We start from the raw sequence: 26,352 nt of genomic DNA, 5'->3' as shown, positions 1-26,352 counted from the left end.
GCGCGGGCGCGCGGGCGCGCGGGCGGGCCTCGCACAGCGGCGGATCTCGGTGCAGGCCGCTGGGTCGCCCGAACCGGCGGACTGACCGCGAACGGAAGCCGGGGACCGAACCTCGCGGCTGCGGCCCCCGGCTTCCGCTAATCCGTCGCGTTCTTTGCCAGGCGGTTAGTGGCGAACCCGCTGCTCGCCGACCACCGCGGCGCCCGGGGGAGGAAGCCCCGGAAACCCGGTCAGGTGCGGCGCCCGCAGGTGGGGCAGGCCGGCGGTGCGGGCCGGCGCGCGGCCAGGGCGGCGAGCGCGAAGGCGCCGACGAACGCGCCGGCCGACACGACCGCGACGAGGATGCCCGCGATCACGAGGCGGCGCCACTCGACGGCGGTGTTGCCGTCCGGGTTCAGCAGCGGGTTCTGCGCGATCGGCGCGACCGCGAGCAGCCCGGCCGCCGGCAGCAGCAGGACGCCGGCCCAGAGCACCCGGGCATCCCGCCGGGCGAGGAACGCGACGCCGGCGACCGCCCAGCCCAGCAGCAGGAGCGCGGCGACGTCGGGCAGCAGGCTCCGCGCCAGGGTCTGATACGCGCCGTACGCGCCCGCCAGGGACGAAGCCCACCAGCCGCCGACGACGGCCAGGGCGGCCGGTGCCGCGACGGCGAGCCGGGTGGCCACGCCCCGGTGCGCCGGCAGCGCGAGCGCCACCGCGCCGAGCGCCAACTGTGGCAGCAGGACCAGCAGCGGGGGCCGCTGGTAGTCGAGCAGCCGCGCCGCCGGGGCGGCGGCCGTGAGCGCCAGCGACGCCGCGACCGGCCAGCGCGCCCAGCGACCCGGCAGCAGCACCGCGCCGAGCACCGCGGCGAGCCAGGCGAGCCAGATCGGGCCGCCGACCGTGCTGAACGGGCCCACGGTCGGGGTGAACCACCACTGCGGTCGTTGCGTCTCCAACGGCAGGTACACGACGGCCAGGGCGCCGCAGAGGGCGAGCGCGGTCACGGCGGCCAGCCGCGCGCCGGGCAGCAGGCCGGTCGCGCCCGCGATGCCCAGCCGCTCCCGGCCGCCCGCCACCAGCACGTCCGCGACGTCCGCCGGGCTCGGCCAGCGCTGGTCGGGGGCGGCGCCCTCCAGGTAGGTCGCCACGATCTCCTCGCCACGGTCCGCCCGGTACCGGGCGGGATAGGCCCGGATGAGCCGCCGGTACCGCCGCTCCAGCGCCCCGCTCATGCGGTACCGCCGGCAAGCCTTGGGCTCGCGGCGGCGGAGCCGACCGCGGAGCCGGCCCCGGAGCGGCCGGTGGAGCCAGCGGCGGAGCGGGCGGCGCGCCGGTCGAGCCCGAGGCGGGCCGCGGCGGCGTTGCGGTCCAGCCGCTCGGCCTCGGCGGTGAGCGCGACGCTCCCGGCCTCGGTCAGCCGGTAGTACCGGCGCAGCCGCCCGTCGGCGACCTCCTCCCGGTCCCGCTCGAGCAGGCCGGCATCGGCGAGCCGGTCCAGCGCGCCGTAGAGGGTGCCGGGGCGCAGCTTGAGCCGCCCGCCGGAGAGCCCGGCGACCTCGCGGATGATCTCGTACCCGTAGCGCGGCTCCGGCGCGAGCGCGGTGAGGATCAGGAACGTCGGTTCCCGCATCGGTCCTGTCATGGTGCCTAACCTACCAGTTGCCGATATATATCGGGTACCGGCGGGGACTTTCCGGCCCGCCTATGCTGGGGCGCATGGAAATGACCTTGGCCGATGAACTGCTCCTGATCTCCTACGACGACGCCGGGGTGCCCCAAGCGGCCACCCTGCCCCTCGACTACGGCCTGGCCGGCGCGCTGCTGATCGACCTGGCGCTGGCCGGTCGGGTCGACGTGGTCGACGGTCGCGTCGTGGTCACCAACCCGGCACCCACCGGCGTGCCCCTGCTCGACAGCGCGCTGGAGCGCGTCGGCGGCGAGGGACGCAAACGCACCCCGCAGGACTGCGTCCGCCTGCTCTCCCGGGGTCTGCGCGAACGGGCCCTGGACCGGCTGGTCGAGGCGAACATCCTGCGCCGCGACCAGGACCGGGTGCTGTGGATCATCCCGCGCACCATCTACCCGTCGACGACCGGCACCGAGCCGGCGGCCGAGACCGCCGCCCGGCACCGGCTGCGCACCGCCCTCGACCGCGGCACCGCGGACGCTCGCACCGCCGCCCTGGCGGCGCTGGTCCGCGCCGTCGGGCTGGAGAAGACGATCGCGCCGGACCGCCCGGTGCGGCAGACCCGCGAGCGCCTCGGCGAACTGGCACAGGGCAACTGGGCGGCCGAGGCCGTCCGCCGGGCGGTGCAGGAAATGCAGGCCGCGATCATCGCGGTCGGCGCCGCGACCGCCGCCACCGCCGCCGCCGTCACCGCCACGTAGGCGGCCGAATCGGGGCATTGGCGAAGCTCCGTCCGATCGGGACCTGTCGACAACCCGACGGCCGCTTCCCAGCGACCGGGCCACCTCGTACTCTGCGGCGGCAGTTCACCGGGCGCGGGGGGCGCCCGGCCGGTGGTGGGGAGCTGGTCTCGTGGCGGTCGTCGAGTCACGCGTCAGCGTCTGGGAGGCGCTGGCCGGACGGGCTCCGGGTCGGCCGGCGGGGCCGGCCGAGCCGGGCCTGTGGGCGGCCGTCCTGGAGCGGCTCAACCCGGCCCGGGCCCGGCCGGTGCTGCGCGACGGCATCGAGACGAGCGAACTGGTCAGCGCCCGCGGCGCCGCCTACGTGATGCTGCGCTCGCCGGACGACGGCGCGCGCGCCTGCTACCTGCGGCTGGCCCCCGAGGAAACGGCGCTGGCCCAGCTCATGGACGGCACCCGCACCGTCGCCCGGCTGGTCGCCGAGTTCGCCCGGATCAGCGGGCGGCTGGCCCCCGACCAGGTCCGCCGGGTCGTCGCCGACCTCGCCGGCAACCGGATGCTCGACGAACTGCCGGTGGACGCGTTCGGGCCGCTCCAGCGGGTCCGCCGCCAACCGTGGCCCGTCCGCTGGGGGCACACGCTGCTGGCGGTCGCCCGCGGCCGGCGGATGGTACTGGCCAATGTGGACCCACTGGTCGACGGGCTCTACCGGTACGGCGGGAAGTGGCTGTTCACCCGCGCGGCGGCCGCGGTGTGCGCGGTGCTCGCGGTGGCGGGATTCGCCGCGTTCGGGTGGACGTGGTGGCGCGGCGAGCAGTCGGTGTTCCTCACCCGCGGCTCCTACGCGGCCGGCGCCGCGGTACTGCTCGGCCTGAACATCCTCGCACTCGCCTGCCACGAACTGGGGCACGCGCTGGCCACCAAGCACGCCGGGCGGCGCATCCCGGCCGCGGGCGTGCTGGTCTACTTCGGAATCCCCTCGGTGTTCGTGGACACCACGGACGTGTGGATGGCCGGACGGCGGGCCCGGATGCTGGCCACCGCCGCCGGACCGGGCGCCGGCCTCGTGCTGGCCGGCACCGCGGGGCTGGTCGGCCTGGCGTTCCCCGCGCTCGCGCCGTCGGCGTTCAAGCTCGCCTTCGCCTGGTACCTCAACGCGCTGTTCAACCTCAACCCGTTCCTCGCCCTCGACGGCTACTACCTGCTGATGGACTGGCTGGAGGTGCCCAACCTGCGCACCCGCGGCCTGTCCTGGGTGGCCGCCCGGCTGCGCCGCCGGCCGCCGTCCTGGTCCCAACTGGACGGCGAGGGCCGGCTGGTCGCCCTCTACGGCACGCTCGCGGTGCTGTGGCTGGTCATCGCCGTCAACATCGGGTACCGCGTCTGGGTGGACCGGGTCGCCGGGCTGACCACCGGCCTGTGGCGGGCCGGTTGGGGCGCCCGGCTGCTGCTCGCCGCCGTGGTCGCGGGCCTGGCCGCACCCGCCCTCTACGCGGCCGTCACCTGGGCCGCCCGCCGGGTCCGCCGGCTGCGGCGGCAGTGGGGCGAGCAGCGCCACGCCACCGACCGGCCACGCCGCCTGGACGCCCTGCGCGCCAGCCCGCTGCGCCACCTCCCCGAGTTCGCCCTCGGCCTGCTCGCCCTGCGCTCACGGTGGGAGCACCCGCGCACCGGCGAACACCTCGTGCTCGCCGGCGGCGCCCAGCGCCGGGTGTACGTGGTCGTCGACGGCGCCCTCGAAGCCCGCCACCCGGACGACCCCGGCGGCTACGTCCGCCAGCGCGTCGGCGCCGGCGGCGTCGTCGGCCTGGCCGCCGCGCTGACCGGCGCGCCGTCCCCGCTGTCCTGGCGCACCGCCGGCACCACCCTGCTGTCCATCCCCGCCGGCACGATGGTCCAGGCGGTCGGCCCGATCCCCGGACCGCCCGCCACCGACCGCGACGAGGCCGAGCACCTGTTCGCGCAGACCCCCGCCCTGGCCAACCTCAGCGACGAGGACCGCCTGGGCCTGCTGGCCCGCTCCCGCCCGGTCAGCCTGGAACCGGGTGCCCCCGTGCGCCTGCCCGGGCCGAACGCCGCCATCATTGTCGCCGCCGGCGTGCTCACCCTGCACGGCGGCACCCAGGTCCGCCGGGGCACGATGATCGGACCGGTCGGCGAGCAGTTGACGGTGCCGGTCGCCGAGGCGCGCACCCACGTGCGCCTGTGGACCCTCCCCGCCGTCTCCGGCCTGCCGCTGCTGCTCGGCGCCCCGCGCGACGCCGCCGGCCCGTCCGCCGGCGACCCGTCCGATCCGGGCCACGCCCCCACCGACGGCGTCCACCCGGCCGCCGGCTACCCGCCGCTCGCCGCCCCACCCGGCCCGCCACCGGACGGCGTCGACGGCGGCGCCGACCGCCGCTTCGAGCGCCGCCTCTGGTGGCTGGTGCTGGCCTTCCTGCTGCTCGCGCTTCTGCTCACCACCACCAACTTCTTCCCCGGGCCGGCCTGGGCCGAGATGCCCGCCGACCGCGCCCTGCTCACGGCGCGGTCCGGCGCGGTCACGGTCACCCTCAACGGCCGCGACCTCGTCCTGCGCGAGGGCGACGACCTGTACGTGCGCCAGTCCGACCGGGTCCACGTCCACGACCGCTCCACGGCCCGCCTGACGTTCCGCGGCGGCTCCGCCGTGGTGCTGTGCGCCGGCAGTTCGGTGGCCATCGGTCCGCTGTGGAGCGAGACCGGGCGGGTCTACGGCCCACACGGGACGCTCGACCTGCTCGACGGCCGCGCGCTGGCCGACACGGCCACCACGAGCGGCGCCTTCCAGCCCCTGACGCTCACCATCACGTCGAGCGGGCGCACCATCGCCAACGTCGACCAAGCCTGGTACGCGGTCGGCAACGGCGGCACCGTGGTCTCGGCCGGCCTCGTCATGTCCGACAGCGCCCCCCAGGTCCCGACCGGCCAGCCCCTCACCTGCGGCGACGGGATCCCGGTCCCGCCGCCGGGCGGCAGCCCGACCCGGTCCGACGCCCCCACGCTCCCGGTACCGGAGCCCACCCTGACGCCGACGCCCAGCCCCACCGCGCCCGGGGAAACGGCACCGCCGGGTGAATCCGCCGACCCCACGAACCCACCGGCGACGGGAAGCCTCGGGCCGGGGCCGACCCTGACCCGGGCCGCGCCCCCCGCGACCACGTGGCCCTCGTCGCCCGTCAACCAGGCGCCGGTGATCACCTGGCTTACCGAGCCGAGCGGCACCATCGCGCAGACCATCGACACCGGCGGCGGCTGCACCGGCGAACCGCGGATGCTCCCCGCCTCGGTCGTCGTGACCGACGACGGCCCGCTGGAGAACCTCAGGGTCGTCCTGCACTGGAGCGGCTTCGCGGGCGGCTCGGAGACCATGTCGGGGGACGGCCCGTGGATCAGCACCGTCGGGCCCATCCCCTACCCCGGCAGCTCGAACGCGGGCGGCTCGCTGAAGGTCTGGGTCACCGCCACCGACGGCCAGGCCACCTCGTCGCTCGACGGCACACCGATCACGGTCGCCGACTGCCGGCCGGTCATCATCGGATAAGGAGTACAGGTGCTCTGTTGGTTCTGCGCCAAGTCGGCGCGCGGGTCGTGCCGGTTCTGCGGCCGGGGCGTCTGCGAGGACCACGCCCGCTTCGGCCCGTACCTGCTGGAGGTGCACCGCTCCGAGACCCGCCGCCGGGTGGAGGGCCTGGTGGTGGAGGACGCCCTCCAGTGCGGCACCTGCCGGCCCCGACCCCAGCCGGTCCCGATCCCCGAACTCGACTGATCGCCAGCGGCCGGCACGCCTGGCTACTCTCCCCGGCGTAGCAATACGTACCGCATACGCCCGGGGGCGTAGGGAAAGAGTCTCCGCCGGCCCAATGCGGCCGGCCTAGTCCGGGAGCCAAGCTCGGTTCAGGCACGGAGGAGGTTGAGATGACCGACAGTGACCGGCCGCGGGGGCCGGGCCGTATCCGCACGTCGGACGCCGAGCGGGAGCAGATCGCGCAGGTGCTGCGGGCCGCGATGGGGGAAGGCCGGCTCACCCTGGTCGAGGGCGAGGAGCGGCTGGCCGCCGCCTACGCCGCCACCTACCGCGACGAGCTGCCGCCGCTCACCGCCGACCTGCCCGCCCAGGGCCGGGAGGCGCTGGCCCGCACGCCGCAGGCGCGGGCCGAGACGAACCGGCGCCTGCGCTGGCACGGTGCCCGGCTGGTCGCGGTCGCGGCGGTGCTGACCGGGCTGTGGGTGCTGTCCGGCGCCCACTTCTTCTGGCCGGCCGTACCGCTGATGATCCTGACCTTCGTGTTCCTGCGCCGGCTGCGCTGGGCCCGCTACGGTGGCGGGCCGGGCTGGTACGGCCCGCGCGGCGGCTGGCACCACGGCGCACGCGGTACCGGCGGCTGACGGGAGGCCACGGCGCGGGCCCGCCGTCCGCGCGGTGCCCGGCACGGCCCCGGCGCGGGCCGATCATCCACGCGAGGCCCGCCACGGGCCCGCCGTACGCGCGAGGCCCGGTTTGGCTCCGGCGCCGGACCGGTCGTCCGCGCGGTGCCCGCCGCGCGAGTCCCACTCCCCGCGCGCCGGGGCACGCCACACCGCGCCACGCCGGGTGATCTAGATCACCGGCCGCGCCACCTGCTCTTGTCCATAGTGGACCGTGTCGGTCGTTGAACCCGTAAACCCCCGCTGGCACAGTGGCGGCGCTGACCGGCACGGTGACCATGGGACGGGGGTTCGACGGGCGATGATGGGACCCTCCCACGCGCTGTCCGGCGCGGCGGTGTGGCTGGCCGGCTCGTGGGCGCTCGACACGTTCGCCGGCTACCCGCAGTCGCCGCTGACGATCGCGATCGGCACGGCGGTCTGCGCCGGCTCCGCGCTGCTGCCCGACCTGGACCTCTCCGGCCGGGTCACCGCGAACAAGGGCGGCGCCACGGTCGCCCACACGTTCGGGGTGGTCTCGCTGTTCCTCGCCGAGGTGATCGAGAAGTTCTCGCTCGGCGTGTACGAACTGACCCGGGGCCGCAAGGACCCCGCCCGGGTGAACGGGCACCGCACGCTCACCCACACCCTGCCCTTCACCGCGCTCGTCGGCTGGGGTACGACCGCGCTGTGCACGGCCTTCGGCAAGTGGGCGGTGCTCGGCATCCTGTTCCTGACCATCGGGCTGGCGCTGCGGGGCCTGTTCGAGCACTGGGCGAAGCGGGCCGGCTGGCTCGTCGTGACGCTGGTCTCGGCCGGTACCGCACTGCTGGCGTTCCGCAACCTGGACGGCCACCGGGGCTACCCGATGCTGGGGCTCGCGGTCGGCGTGGGTTGCCTGACCCACCTGCTCGGCGACCTGATCACCCGCGCGGGGGTGCCGATCCTGTGGCCGCTGTCGCGCAAGCACCGGCGCTGGCGCATGATCGGCCTGCCGGATTCCATCGCCATCCGCGCCGGCGGGACCGCCGAGATCGTGGTGCTGCGCGGCGCCTTCATCGCCGTGGCGCTGATGGCCGCCGCGGCCCTGGTCGGCCCGGACCTGATCCGCTTCTTCCACGCGGCCGACTGACTGAACACCGGCGAACTGCCCGCACCACGATCACATTCCGCTCGCCGTCCGGATGGCCGGACCGTCCAGCACCACTCAACCCACTTCGGACGCGGGGCAATTCGGTCGCGCCCGGGAAACCCGCTGTGGTTTCCTGGCCCGCGAACGCGTCCACCGAGCGCATCCACCGAGCAAGGAGCAGACATGCGAGCGACGTTCACCTCTTTCGGAGCTCTGTTGCCCATTCGCTCGAAGGATGTGACGTTTGTCCGCGGATCCGCTGCACGAGGTGCGCACTCTCAATCTCGGGATTCTGGCGCATGTTGACGCCGGTAAGACCACGCTGACCGAACGGCTGCTCCACGCGGCCGGGGTCACCGCCCGGCTCGGCAGCGTCGACGCCGGCACGACGCAGACAGACTCGCTGGCGCTGGAACGCCAGCGGGGCATCACCATTCGCTCGGCCGTCGCAGCGCTGCACATCGGCGGCACCGAGGTCAACATCATCGACACTCCCGGGCACCCTGATTTCATCGCCGAGGTCGACCGGGTTCTCGGCGTGCTCGACGGGGCGGTGCTGGTGGTGTCCGCCGTCGAGGGCGTCCAGCCGCAAACCCGCCTGCTGATGCGGGCGCTGCGGCGGCTGCGCGTACCCACGCTGATCTTCATCAACAAGACGGACCGGCGCGGCGCTGACGCGCGGCGGGTGTCCGCGGAGATCGCGCGGCGCCTGGACGTGACGGTGGTATCCACCACCGCGCCCACCGCGGCGCTGGCCGACGTACTGGCCGGTGTGGACGATGCGCTGCTGCGGGAGTATGTGGCGGACGAGGCGAGCGTGACGGGCCGGCGACTGCGCGCGGAGCTGGCCGCCCAGACGGCCCAGTGCGCCGTGCACCCGGTGTTCGAGGGCTCGGCGATGACCGGAGCCGGGGTGGACGAGCTGATGGCGGGCCTGGTGGAGCTGCTGCCCACGGCCGCCGGCGAGCCCACCCGGCCGCTGCGGGGCCGGATCTTCAAGGTGGAGCGGGGACCCGCGGGCGAGAAGGTGGCCTACGTGCGGATGTTCGACGGCAAGCTGCGGGTACGCGATCATCCGACCGGCGGTCGCGACCGGATCACCGCGATCCACCGGCTCGACAACGGGGTATGGGCGCGGCGCGACACGGTGGTGGCGGGCCAGATCGCGGCGCTGCGCGGCCTCGCCGGCGTCCGGGTCGGAGACACCCTGGGCGACGATTCCGCTCAGCTGGACCGTCACTTCGCGCCACCGATGCTGGAAGCCCTCGCCGTTGCCCGCCGTTCGGGGGACGGCGGGCGACTGCGCTCGGCGCTGATCCTGCTGTCCGAGCAGGATCCGCTGATCAACGTACGCGCGGACGAGCGGGACGGCACGGCCGTGTCGCTCTACGGCGAGGTGCAGAAGGAGGTCATCCAGAGCACCCTGGCCGCCGAGTTCGGTGTCGACGCGGACTTCCTGCGGACCACGACGCTGAACGTGGAGCGGCCGAAAGCGACCGGCGAGGGGCTGGAGCGGCTGAACACGCCGTCGAATCCCTACCAGGCCACGATCGGGTTGCGGGTCGAGCCGGCGCCGCCTGGCTCGGGCGTGACGGTGCGCGTGCCCGTGGACTACCGGCTGGCGCCGCTCTACGTCTACCGGACGCTGGAGCTGTTCCAGGAGGCGATGGGCGCCTATGTGCGCGAGGCGCTCGCGGCCGGCCCGCACGGGTGGCCGGTGACCGATTGCGTGGTGACGATGACCGACTCGGGCTACAGCGTCGCCGATGGGCCGCCATCGCTGCGTGGGCCGACGAGCACGGCACAGGACTTCCGCAAGCTCACGCCGATCGTCGTGGCGCAGGCGCTGGCCGCCGGCGGGACGGTGGTCTGCGAACCGCTGGCCCGGGTGACCCTCGAGGTGCCCGCGCGGGCCCCCAGCGGGGTACTGAGCCTGCTCAGCAAGCTGGGGGCGATGGTGGAGGACCAGGTGGCACGCGCGGACGAGATGGTGATCGTGGCGGTTCTGACCGCGGCGGACGCTCAGGAGCTACACCGGACACTGCCGGCGGTGACCAGCGGCGAAGGGGTGCTGGAGTCCGCGTTCGCCGGTCACCGCCCGGTCCGCGGAATGCCACCGCGCCGCGGGTGACGCCCGGACGGAACCGGGCGGCGGTCAGGCCGCGTGACCGGGGGGCGCCGCCTCATCCGGGAGCGGGCGGCGGGGCGCCGGAATAGTGACGCCCCAGAGCACCGCGTCGGCCGGCGTGTCGATGTCGGCGTCGGTGGCGACCCCGTCGACGGACACGTCGACCACCTCGGACCGGTGCGCCAGCAGGTACGGCCGGGCACCCACGTCCACCTTGGCCAGTGTCGAGATCCCGGGCCAGTGGCGGCGGCCCAGCAGCATCGGGTGGTCGCGGCGGCCGGCGTAGGAGGCGCAGACCAGGGCGTCCGGGTACGGCAGGGCGGCCACCCGGCGCACCGCCGCCGCCGACACACCGGGCATGTCGACCGGCAGGACGACCACCGCTTCCGCCGCCGTGCCGGCCAGCGCCGCCAAGCCCGCCCGCACGGACGAGCCCAGGCCGCTCGTCCACTCCCCGTTGACCACGACCGTGGCGTCGCCCAGGTCAGCCTCGCGGCGGACCTCGTCCGCGGCCGCGCCGAGAACCACGACGACCGGCGCGCAATCCGCCTCGCGCAGCACGCCGAGCCCACGCTCCACCAGGGTCCGCCCGCCCTGGCGCAGCAGCGCCTTCGGTCCACCGACCCGCCGGCCCCCACCGGCGGCAAGCAGCAATCCCGCGTACCGGCTCACGCCACCCCCCAACCCCGCCACGACACACGTCGACCCACGGGTACCGCGTGAGCGTCGATCGAAAACAATTACCTTCCGTGATCAGTGGACGGCGTCCGCGTAGCACTCCACGGAACTGACGCCGAGCGGGAAGCGGACCGGCGTGGCGCCGAACAGCAGCCGCCGGGCCTCCTCACCGGCGGCGCGCACGGCTTCGCTCACCGCGCCGGCCAGCTCGGCCGGGCAGTGCACGATCACCTCGTCGTGCTGGAAGAACACCAACTCCGCCGGGGTGGGCGCCAGTTCGCGGCGGAGCGCGGCGAGCAGCGTCAACGCCCACTCGGCGGCGGTGGCCTGAATGACGAAGTTGCGGGTGAACCGCCCCCGCGCCCGCGCCGCCGCGCTCCGGCCGCCGGCCGACTCCTCCGGCGGCGGGCCCTCCAACGTCACCGGATCGTGCCAGGACGCCGACGTGGGCGGGCACGTGCGCCCCAACCAGGAGCTGACCAGCCCGCCGCCCTCCCCGGCGCGGGCCGCCGACTCCACGTACTCGAACGCGGTCGGGTAGCTGCCCCGCAACGCGGCCAGCGCCGGGACGGCCGCGCCGCCGGTCTGCCCGTACATGGCACCGAGCAGGGCCAGCTTGGCGCGGGCCCGGTCCCCGTTGAACGCGTCGGCGGCCAGCGCCGCGTACAGGTCGCCAGCGGCCCCCGCCGCGGCGAACCGGGCGTCGCCGGACACGGCGGCGAGCACCCGCGGCTCCAACTGCCCCGCGTCCGCCACCACGAACCGCCAGCCCCGGTCCGCCACCACGGCCCGCCGCACCACCTTCGGGATCTGCAGCGCACCCCCGCCGCGGGTCGCCCACCGCCCCGAGACCACGCCGGCCGGCACGTACTCCGGCCGGAAGCGGCCGTCGCGCACCCACGCGTCGCACCACGCCCAGCCGTGCGCCGTCCAGATGCGGTACAGCTCCTTGAACTCCAACAGCAGCGGTACCGCCGGATGGTCGACCCGGCGCAGCACCCAGGACCGGCTGTTCGGCACCTGCACGCCGGCCCGCGCGAAGGCGCGCACCACCTCGGCCGGGCGCTCCGGGTGCAGCCCCTTGACGCCGAACGCCTCGGCGATCCGGGCCGACAACTCGGCCAGCCGCTTCGGCGGGCCGCCCAGCACGGACGGCTCGCCCAGCAGGTCCAGCAGCAGCGCGTGGTGGATGTCGGCCCGCCACGGCAGCCCGGTGTGCCCCATCTCGGCGGCCACCAGCGCGCCGGCCGACTCCGCCGCCACCAGCAACCGGAAGCGCCCCGCGGGCGCACCGGCCACGGCGGCGCGCTGTAATCGGTACACCTCGATGAGGCCGGCGAGCGGGTCGAAGCCGGCGGGGGCCGGCGGCGGGGGCGTGGCATCGAACAGCGCGCCCTGCCGATCGCCGGGCGGCGCCGCCGGGCGCGGGGCCGGATCCTCCGGGACGGGCAGCCCGCGCGCCCTGGCCCAGGCCGCGGCGACCGACCGTGGCTCGCCCCAGCGGCCCGCGCACCCCAGCAGCAGCGCCTCGGTCAGCTCCGCGTCGTGACAGCGCGCCACCCGCACCCCGGCGCGCAGCAGCGGCGGGTAGATCTCGGCGGTCGACGACCACAGCCAGCGGGACGCCTGCGCGCGCTCGCGGTCGGCGACGGCGGCCGACAGCTCCGGCACGGATTCGACCGGCCCGGCCGGCCGGCCCTCCTCGTCGAGCACCCGCAGGCGCCACCCGCCGGACTCCCCCGGCACGACCGCGATCAGCACAGCGCCATTCTGCGCGGGCCCCCTGACAGAACCCGGCAGCTCAACCGCCCTCGTGGAAGGCGCGGTGTGTCCCGGGGCGTACGCCCTACTTCAGGGTGGCGCCGGTGAGGCCGGCCTGGACCTGCCGCTGGAAGCTGACGTACACGATCAGGATCGGGAGCATCGCCATCGTGGTGCCGGCGAAGAGCGCGCCGTAGTCGCCCTGGTAGCCCTGGTTGACCATGAGTTCGATCAGGCCCTGGGCCAGCATGGCGTGCTTCTCCTCGCCGCCGCTCTGCGGCTGCATGAGCACGGTGGGCAGCAGCCACTGGTTCCACTGGCCGATGACGTTGAAGATGCCGATGCTGATCAGGCCGGGCTTGGCCATCGGCAGCATGACCTTGAAGAACAGCTTGGTGTGCGTGGCACCGTCCATGATCGCGGCCTCGGCGATCTCGGTGGGCAGCGTGCGGAAGAACGAGTGCAGGAAGAACACCGTGAACGGCAGCGAGAACGCGATGTAGACGATGACCAGCATCAGGTACGAGTTCAGGCCGAGCCACGGGAACGAGGCGCCGATGTTCGCCACGACCTTGTAGAGCGGGACGATCGCCAGGAAGATCGGCAGGGTCAGGCCGGCGATGAAAAGGTAGTAGATCGCCCGGTTGCCCGGGAAGTCGTAGCGGGCCAGCACGTAGGCGGCCATGGCGCCGAGCAGCATGGTGCCGGCCACGCCGCCGGCCATCACGATGACGGTGTTCAGGAACAGGTCCCCGATGTGGCCGGTGGTCCAGGCGGTGGTGAAGTTCTCCCAGTGCAGGCCGTCGGGCAGGCCGATCGGGTCGCGGACGATCTCGGCGTCGGTCTTGAAGGCGGACATCACCGCCCAGAGCAGCGGCAGCGCCACCATCAGGCCCCAGCAGACCAGGATCGCGTGGGAGAAGACGTTCAGCACCCCGCCGCGCTCGCCCCTGCCGGGCCGGCGCAGGCCGATCCGTTCGCCCGGCGCGGGGGTGATCGCGGACGTCGAGGCGGTGTCGGAGACGGTGGTCATCGGGGCAGGTCCTTCACAGTTCGATGCGCTCGCGGCGGGTGGCGGTGAGCTGGATGGCGCCGAGGATCAGCGTGAAGATGGCCATGGCGACGCCCATCGCGCAGGCGTAGCCGAACTGGCCGCGGGTGAAGGCCTCCCGCCACAGCACCGTCGCGAACACCTCGCTGGCGTGGTTCGGCCCGCCCTGCTGCGGGGTGAGGGCGAAGATCCAGACGAACATGTCCAGCGCGACGAAGCCGATGTACACCCAGGCGACGGAGACGCTGTCGCGCAACAGGGGCAGGGTGATCCGGAAGAACGTGTGCACCCGGGTGGCGCCGTCCAGCATCGCCGCCTCGTAGATGTCCTTGGAGATGGACTGCATGGCGGCCGAGAACAGCACCAGGTAGAAGCCGACGTTCGCCCAGACCACCACGATCAGGATCCACCAGAGAACCTTCGGTACGCCGAGGAACGGGGTGGGGTCGTTGACGAACTGGAGCGGGTGGTTCGGGTCCACCAGGTGCAGCTTGATGAGCAGGAAGTTGATCAGTCCCTGGCCGTCGGTGCGGTACAGGGCGTCCCACAGGATCACGATGATCGCGACCGAGAGCACCTGCGGGAAGAAGAAGATCACCTTGTAGACGCTGGAGCCGAAGACGCCCCGCACGCCGGCCCTGTTCCCGCGCCCGCCCACGTTGAGCAGGAACGCGAAGAACAGGGCCAGCAGGATGGTGACCAGGGGCAGGGCGACCAGGAAGAAGACGTTGTGCAGCAGGGCCGCCTGGAACGTGTCGTCGGACAGCAGTTGACGGTAGTTGTCCAGCCCCGCGAACGGCGCCTCGTTGGAGAAGCCGCCCCAGGAGGTGAACGAGTACATCAACGTCTGCACGTACGGCCAGATCATGAAGATCAGGTACACCGCGAGCGGTGCCGCCAGGAACCCGGCGACGAAGCGGCCTCTTCCGTGTCGCATGGTCAGTCATCCAGTCGGAGTCGGTACGTCCGGTCAGCGGCTCTGCTTCTTGACCTTCGAGTCCTTCTTGATCTTGTCGGCGAGCCGCTGCATGTCGTCCATGAACTTGTCGACGCCGCTGCGGCCGGCCATCAGTTCACCGATCGGACCCTGGTGGCCGTTGTAGAAGTCGGCGTACCAGTCGTTGATCCGCACGATGATCTGGTTGCTGCCGACCCCCTTGATCACGTTGTTGATCGAGGCGAGCGCGGTCGACCCGGTCACCGCGTCCGCGCCGCCCTGCAGCACCGTCGGCGCCTTGGTCAGCTCGGAGAACTTGCCCGCGCCGGCCTTGGACAGCATCGCCCGCAGGAACTCCATGCCGCCCTGCGGGTTCTTCGCCTTGGCCGGCACCACCCAGGACTCGGCGGCATAGGTGCGCGCCGCCCCGTACGGCATCTTGTCACCGCCGGTGACGTCCCACACCGGCAGCATCGTCATCTCGAAGCCCGGCGGGATCTTGCGGCCGCCCTTGGGCTCGCGGTCGTCCTTCGGGTCCGGCGGGCTGCTCATCTCGCTCTCCAGCCAGGTGCCGACCGGGATGAACGCCGCCTTGCCGTCCAGCCACGCCTGCTGCGACTGTAGGTGCGACAGGCCCTCCGAGCCGGGCAGCACGTAACCCTTGCTGACCATCTCCTGGATCCGGGTGATCACCTGCTTGACCTCGTCGGTCTTCCAGGCGCCGTCCTCCAGGTTGTCGATCGCCCTACCCTGCTCCGGCCCGCCGAGCTTCTGGATCCAGTCCATCAGCGGCCAGCCCATGTAGTACGGGTACTTGCCGGCGTGCACCCACGGCGCGATGCCGGCCGCCTTGATCTGCTCGGCCAGGGTGAAGAAATCGTCGAACGTCTTCGGCGGGTTCCAGCCCTTGCTGGTGAACAGCGCCGCGTTGTACCAGATGCCGAAGACGCCGTAGACGTAGTTCAGCGCGTACGGCTTGCCGTTCAGGGTGCCCGAATCGACCGTGCCCGCGGCCAGCGTGTCGCGCACCTTCTTGGCCGGGTCGTCCCAGCTCGGCGCGTCCAGCAGCGGGGTCAGGTCGAGCAGCGCGCCCTGGTTGGCCAGCACGTCGTTGCCCATCATGTCGGCGCCGGCGTTGTTGATCAGATCCGGCGGGGTGGCGCTGAACCGCGGCTGCATCTCGGTCTTGATCTTCTGGGTGAACTTCAGGTCCACCTTGACCCCGGCGTGCTTCTCCTGGACCAGCTGCTGGTCGGTCGCCGGGTACTTGTCGCCGAAGCCGCCGTTGAAGACGATCACCTCGACGGCCGAGTCCTTCGGCACGCCCAGCGGGTTGTCGCTGGACTTGTCGCCGCCGGTCGCCGGCTTGTCCGACGATCCGGTCGCGCACGCGCTGAGCAGCCCCGCGGCCGGCGAGGCCAGGAGACCGGCCGCCGCGGCCCGGCGCAGCAGCGTCCGCCGGCTGAGATCCGACACCGTGTCGGGGGTTGACGCCATCTTGTCTCTCCTCGGGATGGGAATCGCATCACTTCTCTGGTCGCCGTCCGCGGAACGCCTGGTCACGACGTTTCCTTGGGGGCCTTGTGGCCGTCCACCGCACGCGCGGTGCGCTGGAAGGCGGCGTGCGAGCGCTCGTGCGTGCGCTGCGCGACCGCGATGTAGAGCAGGTCGAGAACGACCAGCTGGGGATGCCGGGCGGACAGCGCGTCCGGCCGGAACGTGGTCGCCTGGGTGGCCGTGAGCAGCACGATGTCAGCCAACTCGGCCAGCGGCGAACGGGGGAAACTGGTCAGCGCCACCGTGGTGGCGCCGTGGCTGCCGGACTCCGCGAGCATCTCGATCGTCTCCCGCGTCTGCCCGCTGTGCGAGATGCCCAGCGCCACGTCCCCCGCGTGCAGCAGCGCCGCGCTGGCCAGCCCGTTGTGCACGTCGGTCCAGGCCCAGGCGGCCACCCCGATCCGGTGCAGGCTGAACTGGAGCTCCTCGCCGACCAGGGCGCTGCCGCTGGCCCCGAAGATGTTCACCCGCTGGGCCCGGGCGATCGCGTCCGCCGCCCGCTCCACCTCGGCCAGGTTCAGCAGGGTGGCGGTGTCCTGCATGGCCCGGGTGTCCGCGGCCATGATCTGGCCGAGCACCCGCTCCAGCGGATCGGTCGGCTGGATCTCCCGGCCGATGTCGATCTGCCAGCCGGCGGACCGGGCCGCCCGCCCGGTCTCCCCGGCGATGCCGAGCCGGAGGTCGGCGTACCCCTCGAAGCCCAGCGCCCGGCAGAACCGGGTGACGGTGGCCGGCGACGTGCCGCTGCGCTCGGCGAGTTCCACGATGGTCGCCCGGGCGGCGCTGGCCGGGTTGGTCAGCACCTGCTCGGCGACGCGTTGCAGGGCGCCGGTGAACTCCGGCAGCCGCGCCCGCACCCGGGCCAGGATCCCGTCGGCCGGCCCCAGCTGCGCGGGCACCGCGGTGCTCGTGGCCGGCGAAGTGGCGCGCGCCTCGGGACCGGCGGCGTCCACCACCGCCGTCCCCGCGAGCGCGGTGTCCACTTCGCGTTCAGCCATCGGTGCACCTTTTCGGAAAAGACTCTTAACTGTTAGTGGTAAAAGTTCTTACTGTCACCCCCTTCGTGTCAAGAGCGTGAGCGGAGTTTTCAGAGTTGTTATCTGGCGACCAGGCGTCGCCACAACGTCGCGGTCGGTGATCCACGGCGCGGCGGGCGCGGCGGAGACCAAGCAAGGCACCGCAAGGCCGGGCATGTGGCGGGGCCGGGCGCGCGGTGAGGCCCGGCGTGCGGCGGGGCCGGCGTGTGGTGGGGCCGAGTGTGGCGGGGGCGAGTGTGGCGGGGGCGAGTGTGGCGCCGCGCGGCGCGCTGCATCGCCCGCAACAGAGCAAAGAGGGTGGCGTGCACGGGCGGGGGCGTCCACGATGGGCGCATGTCGGATACGGCGGTCATGGGGCTCGACGTCGGTGGCACCAGCACGCGGGTGCTGATCGCCGGCGCCGGAGGCGAGGTGATCGCCTACGCCCGCGGCGAGGGCGCCAACCCCACCACGCACGGCGCGCCGGTCGCGGCCGCGCGGATCGGTCGCGCCATCTCGGCGGTGCTCGCCCGGGCGGCCGACCGCGCCGGGGCGCGTCCCGCGAGCGTCGTCGCCGCCACCATCGGGCTGGCCGGCGTGGCCCGCTTCCGGGACGACCCCGCGGGCCGGGCCGCGCTGCGCGCCGCCTGGCTGGAAACGGGACTCACCTGCCCGTACACGCTGGTCCCCGACGCGCTGGTCGCCTACGCGGCCGGCACGGCGCGCCCGGACGGCACGGTGGTGATCGCGGGGACCGGCGCGGTCGCGGGGGCGGTGGTCGGCTTCGTCCTGGACCGCCTCGCCGGCGGGCACGGGTGGCTGCTCAGCGACGAGGGTTCGGGGTTCTGGCTGGGACGGGAGGCGGTCCGCGCCACGCTGTCCGATGTGGACTACGGCCGGGCACCGGGGCCGCTCGGCGCGCGGGTGCTGACCACCGCCCTGGGCTCGGCCGAGGTGCGCGGCCGGGCGACCGCGCAGGCACTGGTGCAGTGGGCGACGAACCGGCCACCCGTGGCGCTGGCCGAACTGGCGCCAATGGTGCTCGCCGAGTACGGGACCGACCCGGCGGCCTGGGCGATAGTCGAGCGCGCCGCCGCCCACCTGGCCGAGACGGCCGCCATCGCGCACGAACCCGCCGCCCACCTGGCCGAGACGGCCACCATCGTCCACGAACCCGCCGCCCACCTGGCCGAGACGGCCACCATCGCGCACGAACCGGCTGGCAAGCGGCCGATCGTGCTGGCCGGTGGCCTGCTCACCGGCGGGACGCCGTTGGCCGCCGCGCTCACGGCGGCCCTGACCGCCGCCTGGCCGGGCGTCGAGATCGCGCGGGCCGGGGACGCCGCCGGCGCGGCGGCGTGGCTCGCCGCCCGTGATCTGCCCGAGATAGGCGACCCGGCGGATCTGCACACGCGACTGGTGGCCCCGACGGCACGGTAAGAATTCTCACCACCCGACGACACGAAGGGGCGCGACAGTCGTCAATATGAACGGGAAATTGTGACTGGCGCCACAAGGATGACCCGCGTCATGTCTGCGTGGGGAACCCCAGGTTGACGCCGCCGTGCCGGGGATCGGGCCAGCGGGTCGTCACCACCTTGCCGCGAGTGAAGAAGTGCACACCCTCCGCACCGTGGGCGTGGGAATCGCCGAAAAGCGACGCCTTCCAACCGCCGAACGAGTAGTACGCCATCGGCACCGGAATAGGGACGTTGATACCCACCATCCCGACCTCCACCTCGTGCTGGAACCGCCGGGCGGCGCCACCGTCCGCGGTGAAGATGGCGGTGCCGTTGCCGTACGGGTTGCGGTTCACCAGTTCCAGCGCCTCGTCGTACGAGCGGGCCCGGACGACCGACAGCACCGGTCCGAAGATCTCGTCGGTGTAGATGGGCATGCCCGGGGTGACGTGGTCGAACAGGGTGGGCCCGACCCAGAAGCCCCCGGGGTCGCCGGCCGGGGCGACGTCCCGGCCATCGACCACCGCCGCGGCGCCCGCGGCGATCCCGGCGGCCACGTAGCCGGCCACCCTGTCCCGGTGCGCGGCGGTCACCAGGGGGCCCATGTCGCAGCCCGGGCGGCGGCCGTCCCCGGTACGGATCTTCGCCATCCGGCCGGCGATCCGGGCGACGAGGTCGTCGCCGACCGGGTCCACCGCGACCACGACCGACACGGCCATGCACCGCTCCCCCGCCGAGCCGAAGCCGGCGCTGACCGCCGCGTCCGCGGCCAGGTCGAGATCGGCGTCGGGCAGCACCACCATGTGGTTCTTGGCCCCGCCCAGCGCCTGGACCCGCTTGCCGGCCGCCGTGCCCCGCTCGTACACGTAACGGGCGACCGGCGTGGAACCGACGAACGACACCGCCCGGACCGTCGGGTGGTCCAGCAGCACGTCCACCGCCTCCTTGTCGCCGTGCACGACGTTGAACACCCCCTCGGGCAGCCCCGCCTCGGCGAACCAGGCGGCCAGCAGGGTGCTCGCGGTCGGGTCCTTCTCGGACGGCTTGAGCACGACCGCGTTGCCGCACGCGATCGCGATCGGCACGAACCACAGCGGGACCATCACCGGGAAGTTGAACGGGGAGATCACCGCGACCACGCCCAGCGGCTGGCGGATCGCGTACGAGTCCACGCCGGTGGAGACGTTCTCGCTGAACCCGCCGCGCAGCAGCGCCGGCAGGCCGCAGGCGTACTCGATCACGTCCAGGCCGCGGCGGACCTCGCCGGCGGCGTCGTCGAGCACCTTGCCGTGCTCGGCCGTGACGGCCTCGGCCAGCCGGGCCGCGCGGGCGCTGACGATCTCGCGGAACGCGAACATCACGGCGGTGCGCCGGGCCAGCGACGCGTCCCGCCACGACGCGGCGGCCCGCTCGGCGGCCCGCACGGCCGCGTCGACATCCGCGGCGGAGGCCAGGTCGACGCGGGCCGACACGACGCCGGTGGCCGGGTCGAACACGTCGCCCTGCCGGCCGGGGTCGCCGGTCCAGGGCTTGCCGTCGACGAAATGGGTCACGCGGTCCATGCCCAAGCCTCCCTCATGCCGAAACCCCGCACGCCACAGCCTCCCCGGCCGAAACCGTGGCGATCGACGCGACCAGGATCTCCAGACCCTCCCGGGCCTCGTCCTCGGTGAGGGTCAGCGGCGGGCCCATCCGCACCGCGTTGCCGTACAGGCCGCCCTTGCCGACCAGCAGGCCGCGCGCCCGGCACTCCTCGAACACGCGGGTCGTCACGGCCGGATCCGGCTCGACCGTGCCGGGCCGCACGAACTCCACCGCCAGCATCAGGCCCCGGCCGCGCACCTCGGCCACGATCGGGTACCGCCCGGCCGCCGCCCGCAGCCCGTCCCGCAGGATCGCGCCGACGCGCCGCGCGTTGGCCTGCAGGTCGTGCTCGAGGACGTAGTCGAGGACGGCGTTACCGGCCGCGGTGGAGATCGGGTTGCCACCGAACGTGGAGAACGAGACCGCCTCGACGCTGTCCAGCACCTCGGCCCGCCCGACGACCCCGGCCAGGGCGAAGCCGTTGCCGATGCCCTTGGCGAAGGTCAGCAGGTCCGGGGTGACGCCGTGCGCCTGGTACCCCCAGAAGTGGTCACCGGTGCGGCCCCAGCCGGTCTGCACCTCGTCGCTGATGAACAGGATGCCCCGCTCGTCGAGGACCTTGTGCAGCGCCGCGAACAGCCCGTCCGGCGCGTGCACGAAGCCGCCGACGCCCTGGATCGGCTCGGCGATCAGGCAGGCCACCTCGCCGGCCGTCTGCGTCGCCAGCACCTCGCGCAGGTCCTCGGCGGCCGCCTCGATGTGGTCGGCGTCCGACAGGTGCCGGAACAGGCCGCGCAACCGGTCGCCGGAGTGCAGGTAGCTGACGTTCAGCGGGTTCAGCGTGCTCGCGGACCAGCCGCGGTTGCCGGTCACGCCCATCGCCGCGTAGGAGCGGCCGTGGTAGCTGTTGCGCACGGCGAGCACCTGGTTCGACCGCCGGTAGTTCGTGGCGACCAGCAGCGCCGCCTCGTTCGCCTCGGTGCCCGAGTTGGTGAAGAACACCCGGGCGTCCGGGATGCCGGAGACCCGGGCGATCTTCTCGGCCAACTCCACCTGCTGACGGATCAGGTAGAGCGTGGAGGTGTGCGCCACTCCGGAGCGCAACTGGCGCTCGACCGCCTCGCGCACCTCCGGCACGTCGTACCCGACCATCGTGGTCAGCACCCCACCGAAGAAGTCCAGGTAGATCCGGCCGGCGGCGTCGGTGACCCGGCGGCCGGAGCCGGAGACGATCTCGATGGGCTCGGCGTAGTAGAGCGGCATCCAGGACGGCAGCACCGCGCGGTGCCTCGCCAGAAGGTCGGTCATGCGGCACCCCTCGGGTCGCTTCCGGTTACCGGCACGCTTCCACTACCACCCGTACGAGGGCAACTGTCAGCCTGTAGCGGGCTGGCGGGGCGTGCCGGACGGCGCGTCGGAACTCGCCGGGTTACCGGCGCGCGGCCGGTCCGCGGCCGGGCGTTTGTACGATCATCACAGTGGCGCTATCCGAGGGTCCGGTGCGACCCGCCCGAACCGAGCCCAACAGCCGGCTCCGGGTGGGCCTCCAGGTGCTGACCGAATGGCGACCCACGCTCGGCTGGATCCGGTCGCTGCTGCGCAGCGGGATCACCTCGTTCGTCGTGCTGGCGCTGACCCTGTGGGTCATGCCGGGGATCACCTCCGGCGGTGTGATCGCGCTGCTGTGGCTGGTCGTGCTGGTCGCCGCGGTCGGGGCGCTGCTGCGGCCGCTGTTCGTGGCGTTCGCGATCATCCTGGGCAGCCTCGGCGGGCTCGCGCTGGGCATCGTCATGCGCGCCGTCGTGCTCTACACCGCGCTGCGCCTGGACCCCCGTGCCCACGTCGCGAGCTTCGCCGACGCGTTCCTCGCCGCCTGGCTGGCCGCCACGCTCGCCGCGATCGTGAACTGGCTCGCCGACGCCGGCACCGACGACCTGTTCGTCGGCGAGATCCGCCGCCGCATGATCCGGTACCGGCGGCTCAACCCCCGCGACAACCGGCCGCCGGGGCTGCTGGTCGTGCAGATCGACGGGGTCGCCGCGCCGCTGTTGCAGTGGGCGGTGCGCGCCGGCAACCTGCCCAACATCGGGCGGCTGCTGCGCACCGGCAGCCACCGGATGACCCGCTGGCACACGGGGCTGCCGGCCACCACCCCCGCCGCCCAGGCCGGCATCATGCACGGCCGCTCCGACCAGGTGCCCGGCTTCCGCTGGTACGAAAAGGACAGCGGCCGGCTGATGGTGACCAACCGGCCGCGGGACGCCGCCGAGATCGAGCGGCGGATCAGCGACGGGCGCGGCCTGCTCGCCGGCGGCGGCGCCAGCATCAGCAACGTGTTCACCGGCGACGCCGCCACCAGCCTGCTCACGATCGCCCACGCCAACCTCGCCGCCCGCACCACCCGGGGGTACGCGGCGTACGTGACCAGCCCGTACGGCTTCGCCCGCGCGGTGGTGCTCGGCATCGGTGAGCTGCTGAAGGAGCTGCACCAGGGCCGGTTGCAGCGCCGCCGGGACGTGCAGCCGCGCATCCGCCGGCTCGGCGCCTACCTGGCGCTGCGCCCGGTCACCAACGTGCTGCTGCGCGACCTGAACGTCTCCCTGGTCGCCGAGCAGATGGCCCGCGGCGCCCCGGTCATCTTCTGCGACTTCGTGGACTACGACGAGGTCGCCCACCACGCCGGCCCGGCCCGGCCGGAGTCGCTGACCTCGCTGGAGGGCCTGGACCGGGTGGTCGGCATCCTGAACCGGCTCACCCGCGACGCCGGGCGCGACTACCAGCTCGTCGTGCTCTCCGACCACGGGCAGAGCCAGGGCGCCACGTTCCGGCAGCGGTACGGGGAGACCCTGGAGCAGGTGGTCCGCCGGCTGGTCAAGGGCGAGGCGGTGGCGGCGACCGGCACGGTCGAGGACTGGGGCCGGATCAACACCCTGCTCACCGAGGCGGGGCGCCGCGCGCCGCACCGGATCCTGGGCCGGCGGGCCGGCGACGGCGGGGAGTTCACCCTCGGCCCGGCCGACGAGGAGGCCCGCGCCGCCGAGCACACCGGAACCGGCGTCGTGGTCGCCGCGTCCGGGAACCTGGCGATGGTCTACCTGTGCGACGCGCCGGGCAAGCTCACCCGCGAACGGATCGACGCCATCCACCCCGACCTCATCGCCGGGCTCGCCGCCCACCCCGGCGTCGGGCTCGTCGTGGTCGGCACCGAGCACGACGGCCCGCTCGCGGTCGGCGGCCACGGCTGGCACCGGCTCGCCGACGGCGCCGTCGGCGGCATCGACCCGCTCCTGCCGTACGGGCCGCGCGCCCGCGAGGACCTGCTCCGCCACCAGTCCAGCCCGCACGTCGGCGACCTGGTGCTGATCAGCGTGGTGGACCCGTCCACCGACGAGGTGGCCGCGTTCGAGGAACTGGTCGGCTGCCACGGCGGGCTCGGCGGCTGGCAGACCGACGCCGTCCTGCTGCACCCGGCCGCCTGGGCCGTCGACGCCGCCCCGCTGGTCGGGCCGGACGCCGTGCACGAGCACCTGGTCCGCTGGTCCGAGCGGCTCGGCCTGCGCACCGAGGTCCCGCCGCCGCCCGCCCCGGCGCCGGCCGACCGCCGGCCGACCCTGATCGATCGGTGACCCCACGCTGGGCCGCTGATCGGTAGGCTCCGCGCATGCTCCCCCCGATCGCCTGGCGCCCGGTGGCGCTCGTCGCGGCGCTCACGTCCGGCACGCTGATCGCGCTCGCCGGCCGGTACGGGTACCACCGGGACGAGCTGTACTACCTGGTCGCCGGGCGGCACCCGGCCTGGGGGTACGACGACCAGCCGCCCCTGGTACCGCTGGTGGGCCGCCTCATGGCGGACGTGTCCGGCGGCGCCCTGACCGCGCTGCGGCTGCCGAGCGCCCTGCTGGTGGGCGTAACCGTGCTGCTGGTCGCCCTGCTGGCGCGGGAGATGGGCGGCGGGCGCGCCGCGCAGGTGCTGGCCGCCGTGTGCTGGGCCACCGCCCCCCAGGTGATCGTCTCCGGGCACCTGCTCAGCACCACGCCGTTCGACCTGTTCTTCTGGACCCTGCTCGCCTACCTGCTGGTCCGCTGGATCCGCACCCGCGACGACCGCCTGCTGCTCGCCGGCGGCGCCGTGGTCGGCGTAGGGCTGGAGGCCAAGAACCTCATCCTGCTGTACGTGGCGGGCCTGCTGGCCGGCGTCGCGATCAGCGGACCGCGCGACCTGTTCCGCCGCCCCGCCCTGTGGATCGGCGGCGCGATCGCGCTGCTGCTCTGGGCGCCGAACCTGTGGTGGCAGGCCACCCACGGCTGGCCGCAGGTCGAGATGACCGCGGTCATCCGCCAGGACGCCGACTTCGGCGGGCGCCTGGGCCTGCTGCCCAGCCAACTGCTGATGATCGGACCGCCGCTGGCCGTCGTCTGGGGTGTCGGCCTCTGGCGGCTGCTGCGCGACACCGCCCGCACCCACCGGGCGTTCGGCTGGGCGTACCTGGTCGTCCTCGCGCTGGTCCTGGCGACCGGCGGGCGCGAGTACTACCCGGGCGGCGCCTACCCGCCGCTGCTGGCCGCCGGCGCGGTCGCCGTGACCGGCTGGCTCGCCGCGCACCGGCGCCGCTGGGTGCTGGTCGCCGCGGCGGTGCTGGCCGTGAACGCCACCGTGACCGTGATGATCGGCCTGCCGGTCTTCCCCGCCCGCATCCTCAAGGACACCCCGCAGGCGGCGCTCAACTACGACAGCGGCGAGACCGTGGGCTGGCCGGAGCTGACCGCCGCGGTGGCCCGGGTCCGCGACGGCCTACCGCCCGGCGAACGCGACACGGTGGTGGTCCTCACCGCGAACTACGGCGAGGCGGGCGCCATCGACCGCTACGGCTCCCGCCACGGCCTCCCGCCCGCCTACAGCGGCCACCTCGGCTTCTGGCGCTGGGGCCCGCCCCCGGACACCGCCACCGGCCCGGTAATCCTCATCGGACACTGGACCGCGGCGGACACCGCCCCCTACTGCGAGTCGTTCACGCCCGCCGGCCGGCAGGACAACGGGTACGGGCTGGACAACGAGGAGCAGGGCGTCCCCATCGCCGTCTGCCGCGGCCTCAAGGGATCCTGGTCCGCCCTCTGGCCCGACCTCCGCCGCCTCGGCTGACACCTATTCCGGAGCGCGGCGAGGGCTCGCGCCATCGCCGCGAGTACTGGCACCAGCGGGATTACTCTGCGTCGAACGGTGGCTGTTCGGGAGGGCGCGGTGCGCCGCAGCGGACGGGCCAGCGCGAGTACCCAAGCGCGAGCGGCGGATGGTGCCACCATCAGATCCATGTCCACCGCCTCCAACGCGCAGGCGGCGATTTAAACGGGGTCATCCAGTTGCCTCGCGGGATACGCACTATTCGCGGCGGCCGCGGACCTTTAGTTCCCGGAGCGTGGTGCGGACGGTACGGTGTGTGGTCGGTTGCTTGGGGAGGGCAGTCTGGCCATGGACATCGATCCAGGCTGGTGGGATACGGCCTCGTTCGAGGGGCGGCCGGTCGCTGCGTCCCTCGAAGATCGGGATGTGTCCGCTGTGCTGCGCTTTCTGCGCAGCCGGGGGTTCTCTCGTGCCCGGCTGGCTGCCCTGACCGGCCTGTCGGAGACGCGCGTGCGGCAGATCGCGCAGGGCAGGCAGCGGGTCACCTCGTACGAGGTCCTGGAACGGTTCGCGACGGGGTTGCGGATTCCTCGGTGGTACCTGGGCATCGGCAGCAGACAGGATGCCGAGCGCCCCACAGGCGGAGCTGGATCGACCGACCGCGGCCTCCACCCGGACGCGCTGGTCCAGGACAGCTGGGATGATCTCCTCGGCGTCCTCGCCAACCGCATCGACACCTGCGGGCGCGCGGGATTGCGGCGCCCCGTCGAGGGGCAGCTGCGCCTGATCTCTACCGCGAGGAGGTCGACAGCCGGTGATCATCGGCGGCGGTTACTCGTTACCGAGGCCAGGTGGACGGAGTTCCTTAGCTGGGTCGCAGCCAACGGCCGTACCCCTGCGCGCGCCCATCCACTCCTGACAAGGGCCCACAAGCTCGCCGTCGAGGCCGAGGCTCAGCCGCTGGCGGCGTACATGCTGATGCGGCAGAGCCAGCAGGCGCTCGACGACGGGGATGCGACCCGAGCGGTCGGGCTGGCGCGGCAGGCGCGGCAGCTGTGCCCCCTGCCATCTCGGACGTTGGCTCTGTGCCTCGTTCGGGAGGCGGAGGGCCACGCGCTTGCCGACGAGGCGGACGCCTGCCGCGACAGCATCGGT

Annotated in this window: 20 protein-coding genes; 10 read left to right on the top strand and 10 right to left on the bottom strand. The window is 73.7% G+C overall.

Annotation, left to right across the window (positions count from 1 at the left end):
- Positions 1-230: 230 nt before the first annotated feature.
- On the bottom strand, positions 231-1,214 hold the full coding sequence (locus KJS59_RS28940; protein ID WP_213456865.1) for a hypothetical protein: 984 nt from the start codon (positions 1,212-1,214) through the stop codon (positions 231-233).
- A complete protein-coding gene (locus tag KJS59_RS28935) occupies positions 1,211-1,624 on the bottom strand; it encodes a PadR family transcriptional regulator (RefSeq protein ID WP_213456863.1) in 414 nt (137 codons plus the stop codon). Before KJS59_RS28935 ends, KJS59_RS28940 begins: the two co-directional genes overlap by 4 nt.
- Positions 1,625-1,698: 74 nt before the next feature.
- Between KJS59_RS28935 and KJS59_RS28930 the strand changes: the two genes are divergently transcribed.
- The 6 genes from KJS59_RS28930 to KJS59_RS28905 all read left to right on the top strand — a co-directional run bounded on the left by KJS59_RS28930 (position 1,699) and on the right by KJS59_RS28905 (position 10,037).
- Positions 1,699-2,370: a GOLPH3/VPS74 family protein gene (locus tag KJS59_RS28930; protein ID WP_249715077.1), complete on the top strand. Its 672-nt coding sequence runs from the start codon at positions 1,699-1,701 to the stop codon at positions 2,368-2,370.
- Between the two features lie 151 nt (positions 2,371-2,521).
- Positions 2,522-5,911, top strand: a complete 3,390-nt coding sequence (locus KJS59_RS28925) for a cyclic nucleotide-binding protein (protein WP_213456859.1) — start codon at positions 2,522-2,524, stop codon at positions 5,909-5,911.
- A gap of 9 nt (positions 5,912-5,920) precedes the next feature.
- The gene (locus KJS59_RS28920) at positions 5,921-6,136 is read left to right on the top strand and encodes a hypothetical protein (protein WP_213456857.1); all 216 of its coding nucleotides are present in this window, start codon (positions 5,921-5,923) and stop codon (positions 6,134-6,136) included.
- A 149-nt stretch (positions 6,137-6,285) separates the two neighbouring features.
- Entirely contained in the window at positions 6,286-6,756 is a 471-nt protein-coding gene (locus KJS59_RS31930; protein ID WP_213456855.1) for a DUF1707 SHOCT-like domain-containing protein, read from the top strand.
- 340 nt (positions 6,757-7,096) lie between these two features.
- The gene (locus KJS59_RS28910) at positions 7,097-7,906 is read left to right on the top strand and encodes a metal-dependent hydrolase (protein WP_213456853.1); all 810 of its coding nucleotides are present in this window, start codon (positions 7,097-7,099) and stop codon (positions 7,904-7,906) included.
- 244 nt (positions 7,907-8,150) lie between these two features.
- The gene (locus KJS59_RS28905) at positions 8,151-10,037 is read left to right on the top strand and encodes an elongation factor G (RefSeq protein WP_213456851.1); all 1,887 of its coding nucleotides are present in this window, start codon (positions 8,151-8,153) and stop codon (positions 10,035-10,037) included.
- A 24-nt stretch (positions 10,038-10,061) separates the two neighbouring features.
- Here KJS59_RS28905 and KJS59_RS28900 read toward each other — a convergent pair whose 3' ends face one another.
- The 6 genes from KJS59_RS28900 to KJS59_RS28875 form a co-directional block, all read right to left on the bottom strand.
- Positions 10,062-10,688 carry a nucleotidyltransferase family protein gene (locus KJS59_RS28900; RefSeq protein ID WP_213456869.1) on the bottom strand — a complete coding sequence of 209 codons (627 nt, stop codon included), beginning with the start codon at positions 10,686-10,688 and terminating at the stop codon, positions 10,062-10,064.
- Between the two features lie 99 nt (positions 10,689-10,787).
- The gene (locus KJS59_RS28895; protein ID WP_213456849.1) at positions 10,788-12,473 is read right to left on the bottom strand and encodes a bifunctional 3'-5' exonuclease/DNA polymerase; all 1,686 of its coding nucleotides are present in this window, start codon (positions 12,471-12,473) and stop codon (positions 10,788-10,790) included.
- An 85-nt stretch (positions 12,474-12,558) separates the two neighbouring features.
- Positions 12,559-13,506 (bottom strand): carbohydrate ABC transporter permease, encoded by a 948-nt coding sequence (locus KJS59_RS28890; protein ID WP_213456846.1) that lies wholly within the window; start codon positions 13,504-13,506, stop codon positions 12,559-12,561.
- A gap of 13 nt (positions 13,507-13,519) precedes the next feature.
- Entirely contained in the window at positions 13,520-14,461 is a 942-nt protein-coding gene (locus KJS59_RS28885) for a carbohydrate ABC transporter permease (protein WP_213456844.1), read from the bottom strand.
- Positions 14,462-14,494: 33 nt separating this feature from the next.
- Positions 14,495-15,958, bottom strand: a complete 1,464-nt coding sequence (gene ngcE / locus KJS59_RS28880) for an N-acetylglucosamine/diacetylchitobiose ABC transporter substrate-binding protein (protein ID WP_213456842.1) — start codon at positions 15,956-15,958, stop codon at positions 14,495-14,497.
- A 62-nt stretch (positions 15,959-16,020) separates the two neighbouring features.
- Entirely contained in the window at positions 16,021-17,016 is a 996-nt protein-coding gene (locus tag KJS59_RS28875; RefSeq protein ID WP_213456840.1) for a MurR/RpiR family transcriptional regulator, read from the bottom strand.
- A 372-nt stretch (positions 17,017-17,388) separates the two neighbouring features.
- Here KJS59_RS28875 and KJS59_RS28870 point away from each other — a divergent pair, with 372 nt between their 5' ends.
- The gene (locus KJS59_RS28870) at positions 17,389-18,474 is read left to right on the top strand and encodes an N-acetylglucosamine kinase (RefSeq protein ID WP_213456838.1); all 1,086 of its coding nucleotides are present in this window, start codon (positions 17,389-17,391) and stop codon (positions 18,472-18,474) included.
- An 88-nt stretch (positions 18,475-18,562) separates the two neighbouring features.
- Here the strand turns inward: KJS59_RS28870 and KJS59_RS28865 are convergent, their stop codons facing one another.
- Positions 18,563-20,056, bottom strand: coding sequence for a CoA-acylating methylmalonate-semialdehyde dehydrogenase (locus KJS59_RS28865; RefSeq protein WP_213456836.1), 1,494 nt, complete (start codon positions 20,054-20,056; stop codon positions 18,563-18,565).
- 13 nt (positions 20,057-20,069) lie between these two features.
- Entirely contained in the window at positions 20,070-21,386 is a 1,317-nt protein-coding gene (locus tag KJS59_RS28860) for an aspartate aminotransferase family protein (protein WP_213456834.1), read from the bottom strand.
- A 170-nt stretch (positions 21,387-21,556) separates the two neighbouring features.
- Here KJS59_RS28860 and KJS59_RS28855 point away from each other — a divergent pair, with 170 nt between their 5' ends.
- From KJS59_RS28855 to KJS59_RS28845, 3 genes are all read left to right on the top strand, one after another.
- Complete coding sequence (locus tag KJS59_RS28855; protein WP_249715076.1) at positions 21,557-23,704, top strand: phage holin family protein; 2,148 nt, start codon at positions 21,557-21,559, stop codon at positions 23,702-23,704.
- A gap of 35 nt (positions 23,705-23,739) precedes the next feature.
- A complete protein-coding gene (locus KJS59_RS28850) occupies positions 23,740-25,218 on the top strand; it encodes an ArnT family glycosyltransferase (RefSeq protein ID WP_213456832.1) in 1,479 nt (492 codons plus the stop codon).
- Between the two features lie 327 nt (positions 25,219-25,545).
- Positions 25,546-26,352, top strand: an 807-nt coding sequence (locus KJS59_RS28845) for a helix-turn-helix domain-containing protein (RefSeq protein WP_213456830.1), incomplete at its 3' end; no start/stop codon positions are given.

The sequence above is a fragment of the Rhizomonospora bruguierae genome, from assembly GCF_018397995.1.
Taxonomy (GTDB): Bacteria; Actinomycetota; Actinomycetes; order Mycobacteriales; family Micromonosporaceae; genus Rhizomonospora; species Rhizomonospora bruguierae.
The sequence above is the reverse complement of the archived record's forward strand: the minus strand, read 5'-3'. Positions and strand labels throughout refer to the sequence as shown.